Genomic DNA, 5360 nt, shown 5'->3' with positions numbered 1-5360 from the left:
GAGAGGGAGGGGCGGAGGGGGCGGAGGGGAATGCCTTTACCTGCCATTGGGTACGACTTTACGTCGGGACGGGACCGTATCGTCGTGACGTGAGCGTAGGCCGATCTCACGTCGGAACGCAACCGTTTCGTCGTCACGCCGATATGCTGGTCCGCATGACGACGAACGCCGACGGGACGGCTGGGGCAGCTGGGGCAGCTGGGACAGGCGGAGCAGCTGGAGCGGCTGGAGCAGCCGGCGCGGAGCGGAGTCCGCAGCCGCGCCGCCGGGCTCCCGCCGGGGCGGCGGTGCTCAGGGAGGACGTGACCGAGGCGATCCGGACGGCCGTCTTCGAGGAACTCGCGGCCGTCGGATACGCGCGCATGTCCATCGAGGGGATCGCGCGCCGCGCGGGCGTAGGCAAGACCGCGGTCTACCGCCGGTGGCGTTCCAAGCTGCAGTTGGTGCTCGACCTGGTCTCCGCGATCGCCGTACAGGGACTGCCCGCGCCCGACACGGGCACCCTGGAGGGCGACCTGCGCCTGTTGTACGAGGTCACCTCACGCGCCCTGCGTCATCCGGTCGCCTCGCAGGTCATCCCCGATCTGCAGGCCGAGGCGGCCCGTAACCCCGAGATCGCGGGGGCCATGCAGAAGGCCCTGCGAGAGGGGCAGGCGAGCGTCGTGAGCGGCATCGTCGCGGCGGCCAGGGCACGCGGTGAGATCCGTACGGAGATCGACGGCGAACTGGCCCTCGACGTGATCTCCGGACCGCTGTACTGGCGTGCCGTGGTGATCCGTGGCCCGAAACCGCCGAAGGGATATCTGGAGAGTCTGACCCGGGCCACGACGGCGGCGCTCAAGGCGCTGTAGTCGGGCGGAGAGGGCCGCTCCACCTGGGGTTCGGCGGGGCCCGCCGCCCAGCTCCGGGCACCTCTCAGCGGGCGCCCGACCCCCGTAGCGGCCGGATCGTTGTCATCCACGCCTCACCCTCAAGCCCTCCGGGGGCGCATACTGGAAACACGATGACGAAGCCATCCGCGCCCCGGCGCCACCTGTCCACCAGTCCCTTCAAAGCTCCGGTTGTCCCGGTCGCCAAGCACTTCGCCCTGGGTGACCGTGTGACGCACGACCAGTTCGGCCTGGGCAGGATTGTCGGCGTCGAGGAGGGCATCGCGATGCTCGTCGACTTCGGCTCCCGCCAGGCCCGTATCGTCAGTCCCTACACCCGTATGGACAAGCTCTGACGGGTCCCGTTCCCGTTTCCCCCGGAGCACCCTCGCCGCGGCCCAGGACGATGTCCGGCCCGCGGCGAGTGCGTTTCACCGCCGCTCACCGCTCACCGTTCACCGCTGCCCGCCTCCGCACGCCTCGGTGAGGGCTTCTCCGGACAGCCCTCCCTCAGCCGCATCTCAGCGGGGCCGTGCCCGTCATGCCCGCGGATGCAGCCGTAGCCAGCCCTCCCAGGCCGACGTGATCATGTCGTCGAGGCCGTACTTCGCCTTCCAGGCGAGTTCCGCGGCGATGCGGTCGGCGGAGGCGACGACCCGGGCCGGGTCGCCCGGCCGGCGAGGGGCCACCGTCGGAGGCAGTGTGTAGCCGGTGATCTCGTTGATCCGGTCGATCATCCGGCGGACCGAGACCCCTTCGCCGCGGCCGATGTTGAGGGTCAGGTCGGTGCCGGGGGCCGCGGCGAGCCGCCTGGCCGCCGCCACATGGGCCTCCGCCAGATCGACGACGTGGATGTAGTCGCGGACGCAGGTGCCGTCCGGGGTCGCGTAGTCGTCGCCGAAGATCCGCGGGGGCTCACCCCCGGTCAGCTTCTCGAAGACCATCGGGACGATGTTGAAGACGCCCGCGTCGGCCAGTTCCGGTGTCGCCGTCCCCGCCACGTTGAAGTAGCGCAGGGAGGCCGTCGACAGGCCGTGTGCGCGGCCCGTGGCGCGCACCAGCCACTCGCCGGCGAGCTTGGTCTCGCCGTACGGGTTGATCGGCACGCAGGGCGTCTCCTCGGTCACGAGGCCGACGTCGGGCATGCCGTAGACCGCCGCCGAGGACGAGAACACGAAGGACGGCACCGCGGCCGCCGTGACCGCCCGCAGCAGCACCCGCAGCCCCTCGACGTTCTCGTGGTAGTAGTGCAGCGGCAGCTCCACCGACTCGCCGACCTGTTTCTTCGCCGCCAGGTGCACGACACCGGAGACGGCGTGGTCCTTCAGCGCCCGGGCGACCCGCTCCCCGTCCAGGGTCGAGCCGACGACGAGCGGTACCCCGTCCGGGACGCGTTCGGAGATTCCGGTGGACAGGTCGTCGTACACCACGGCCCGTTCGCCCGCCTCGGTCATCGCGCGGACGACGTGCGCCCCGATGTAGCCGGCGCCGCCGGTGATCAGCCAGGTCATCTACAGCCGTCCCCTCATGTGTCCCCTGTTCTCGGGTCAGTGAAGCAAACGCCGCGCTCTGCGGCCCAGTACGGTCGCCGTCCCCCGCAGGCCCGGCTCGATCCGCAGCGCGAGCGAGCCCGCGTGGGTCGCGTACGGCTGGACGAGCAGCACGCCGTGCCGAGTGCTCGGTACGACCGACCGGCGCAGCAGGCCCGGGCCCGCGCACGCGTGCGCGGTGGTCTCGCGGCTCGTGCCGTCGCGGAAACGCAGGCGCAGCCGCAGGTCCCAGGTACCGGAGCCGGAGCCGGAGCGGGTGCCGGTGCCGGTGCCGGAACCGAGCGCCGAGAGGTCGACCGGCGCTTCGGCCGTCCAGGAGCCGGTGCCGGCGGGGTCACCGGTGGCACCGGCGTCTGCCGGGTCGGCCGGGTCGGCCGGGTCTGCGGCGTCCGGCAGGAACTCCGCGGTGAGTGTGAGCCCGGTCGTCCCGTCCCGCCGGTTCACGAACTCGGCGTCCACGGACGCGGGCGCCGCCTCCGCCAGCCGCCCGTACAGCTCGTGCAGGCGCAGCCGCAGCAGGGTGACACGCGCGCGTGGCCGCAGTTCCGCGTCGACGGCCACCGGGAGGAGGCGTACGGGCCGCAGCAGGAGGTGTTCCAGGGTGACGTGGGGCAGGTCGGCCGACCAGACCGGCGTACCGTCCGCGGACCGCGCGTACGGCGGTCGCAGCCGGGACGGGCGGGCCGCGACCTCCTTGACGCGGGTCAGGTCGCACGGCTTCCCGGAGGCCAGCACCACCTGCGCGATCACCCTGCCCGGCGCCGGGGCGAGCGCGAAGTCGCCCGCGTCGAACGTCGCCAGGTACGCGCGCGTGAGGGCCCACCACTCACGCCGGTACCCGGCCCCGCGCAGATCGAGCTCGCGCGCGTACATCCGCAGCGCGTGGTCGAGGAACCTCGCCCGTGACGCCCTGGCCAGCCGTTTCTCACCGGCGGCGAGGAGGACGTCGTACGCCTGGGCGTGCGCGGTGATCCTGGCCCGCCAGTTGTCGACGCCCGACCTGTCCAGCGAGATCGACAGCCGTCCGGCGCTCCGGCGTACGTGCCAGACGTACACCGGGTCCGGGATCAGCGCGATGCGCGGCCCGGCGGCGAGCACGCGCGCGGTGAAGACGAAGTCCTCGTAGGGGAAGCGCCCCTCGGGGAAGCGGATGCCGTGCTCGCGCAGGAAGTCGGTGCGGTACAGCTTGTTGACGCACAGCGTGTCGTGGACCAGGCGGGGGCGCCGCGACGGGCGGGTCACGAGGGCGGCCCCGGCGTACAGGCCGGGCTGCCACGGCACCTCGCGGCCGGACGGCAGTTCGCGGCGCACGCACAGGCCGGCCGCGACCTCGGTGCCGCGCCCGGCAGCCGCTTCCAGCAGGGCGTCGACCGCTCCGGGCGGCAGTACGTCGTCGCTGTCCAGGAACATCACGTACGGAGCCGTGGTGGCGTCGATCCCGTCGTTGCGGGGGCTGCCGCAGCCGCCGCTGTTGGCCTTGCGGCGGACGACCTTCAGCCGCGGCTCGTCGAGCGCGAGGCGGTCCAGGACGTCCGCGCTGCCGTCGGCCGAGCAGTCGTCCACGGCGATCACCTCGCGGACGGCGGGGCCCTGCGCCAGGGCCGAGCGCACCGCGTCCGTCACATGGGCGGCGTCGTCGTACCCGATGACGACGACGCAGACCTGCGACGACAATTTTTCGTCAAATGGCACTTGCTGTCCTGTCGGGAAGGTCGCGCTGCCTGTGCGCCGGTTCCGAGGGTGTCGGGCCCTCGGAACCCTCGGGCCGGGTCCCGGCCGTCCACAGGCGGTGGAAGGAGAGCCCGGCAGCCGTCACCAGCAGGCCGTTGCGGGCGAGCATCAGCAGGGAGCCCGTCCAGGTGCAGGCCACGACGTCGTCGTACAGGACGGGGTACGCGAGGGTGCTGACCGCGGCGGCCGCCGTGATCAGCGCGGCCACCGGGCGCTGCGTGGTCTGCCGGGAGGTCAGGCAGACCGCGGCCAGACCGAGCAGCCACACCAGGTACTGGGGGCTGATGACCCGGCTCGTCACGGTGAACAGGAGCACCGCACCGAGCGCGGCGTCGTACGGGGTCGCCGGCGTCCAGTGCCGCGCGCGCAGCCGCCACAGCAGCAGGGCGCCGAACGCGGTGACGGTGAGCGCGAGCGACACCGCGGCGACCGAGGAGACGTACGGCCCGGTGAACTCCATGGCGCCGAACCGGTAGCCCACGCGCCCCGGCCACCCCGCGTGGCGTGCGAAGGAGAGGGCCGTGCCGCCGAGCGACTCGATCTGCACGCCCCGGCCGCCCTGCTGGCGCAGGAAGTCGAAGGGATCGCGGAAGAGGGCGGCGAGGGCGAGGAGCAGCACGCCCGCGGTGACCGCGGCCGAGGTCCACGCCTCCCTCGTCGTACGCCCCCGGGGGGTGCCGATCAGCGTCAGCGCGGGCCACACCTTCACCAGGGCGCCGAGCGCGGCGAACACACCGCACGCGCGCGTGGAGCGCGACAACGTCAACAGGGAGATGACCGCGAAGGCGGTGACCTGCACGTCGTAGCGCGCGAGCGGGATGTGCAGAAGGAGCGGCAGGGCCGCCGTCCAGAGTGCCGCGCCGCGCAGGCTGCGGCCCGGACGGGTGCCCACGCGCGCGAGGACGACGGTGACCAGGAGATCGGTGGCCAGGGTGAGGGTCGCGAACGCCTGGAAGTACGTCAGCCCCGGCAGTAGCCCTGGGGACAGCAGGACGGGGCCCGCCCCTGGCGGGTACTGCCACAGCCGGTCGCCCGCCGGGAACGCGCCGTCGGCGAGCACGCCGTACCAGCGGGCGTACAGCTCGTGCACCTCACGCGCGATCCCGCCGACGCCGAGCGGGGCGCGGTCGTCCTGGAAGAGCAGCCAGAGCATCAGGCCGCGGCTGGCCGACCAGGCGAGGGCGAGGGGCAGGAAGCGGGGGAGGGGAAG

The 5360-nt window shown here is 72.9% G+C and carries 5 protein-coding genes; 2 read left to right on the top strand and 3 right to left on the bottom strand.

The annotated features are described in order from the left end of the window. Positions 1 to 143: 143 nt before the first annotated feature. The gene (locus AOK01_RS32290; protein ID WP_213862183.1) at positions 144 to 851 is read left to right on the top strand and encodes a TetR/AcrR family transcriptional regulator; all 708 of its coding nucleotides are present in this window, start codon (positions 144 to 146) and stop codon (positions 849 to 851) included. A 152-nt stretch (positions 852 to 1003) separates the two neighbouring features. Then, on the top strand, positions 1004 to 1225 hold the full coding sequence (locus AOK01_RS32285; RefSeq protein WP_055517933.1) for a hypothetical protein: 222 nt from the start codon (positions 1004 to 1006) through the stop codon (positions 1223 to 1225). A gap of 183 nt (positions 1226 to 1408) precedes the next feature. Here AOK01_RS32285 and galE read toward each other — a convergent pair whose 3' ends face one another. From galE to AOK01_RS32270, 3 genes are read right to left on the bottom strand one after another with little or no spacing between them, the layout of a single operon-like run. Then, a complete protein-coding gene (galE, locus tag AOK01_RS32280; protein WP_055517928.1) occupies positions 1409 to 2380 on the bottom strand; it encodes a UDP-glucose 4-epimerase GalE in 972 nt (323 codons plus the stop codon). 36 nt (positions 2381 to 2416) lie between these two features. After that, positions 2417 to 4111, bottom strand: a complete 1695-nt coding sequence (locus AOK01_RS32275) for a glycosyltransferase family 2 protein (RefSeq protein ID WP_245702512.1) — start codon at positions 4109 to 4111, stop codon at positions 2417 to 2419. Then, a complete protein-coding gene (locus AOK01_RS32270) occupies positions 4101 to 5342 on the bottom strand; it encodes a glycosyltransferase family 87 protein (RefSeq protein ID WP_055517943.1) in 1242 nt (413 codons plus the stop codon). Before AOK01_RS32270 ends, AOK01_RS32275 begins: the two co-directional genes overlap by 11 nt. Between the last annotated feature and the right edge of the window lie 18 nt (positions 5343 to 5360).

Source organism: Streptomyces aurantiacus (assembly GCF_001418335.1).
In the GTDB taxonomy this organism is placed as follows: Bacteria; Actinomycetota; Actinomycetes; order Streptomycetales; family Streptomycetaceae; genus Streptomyces; species Streptomyces aurantiacus.
This window is presented reverse-complemented; position numbering and strand designations above follow the sequence as displayed.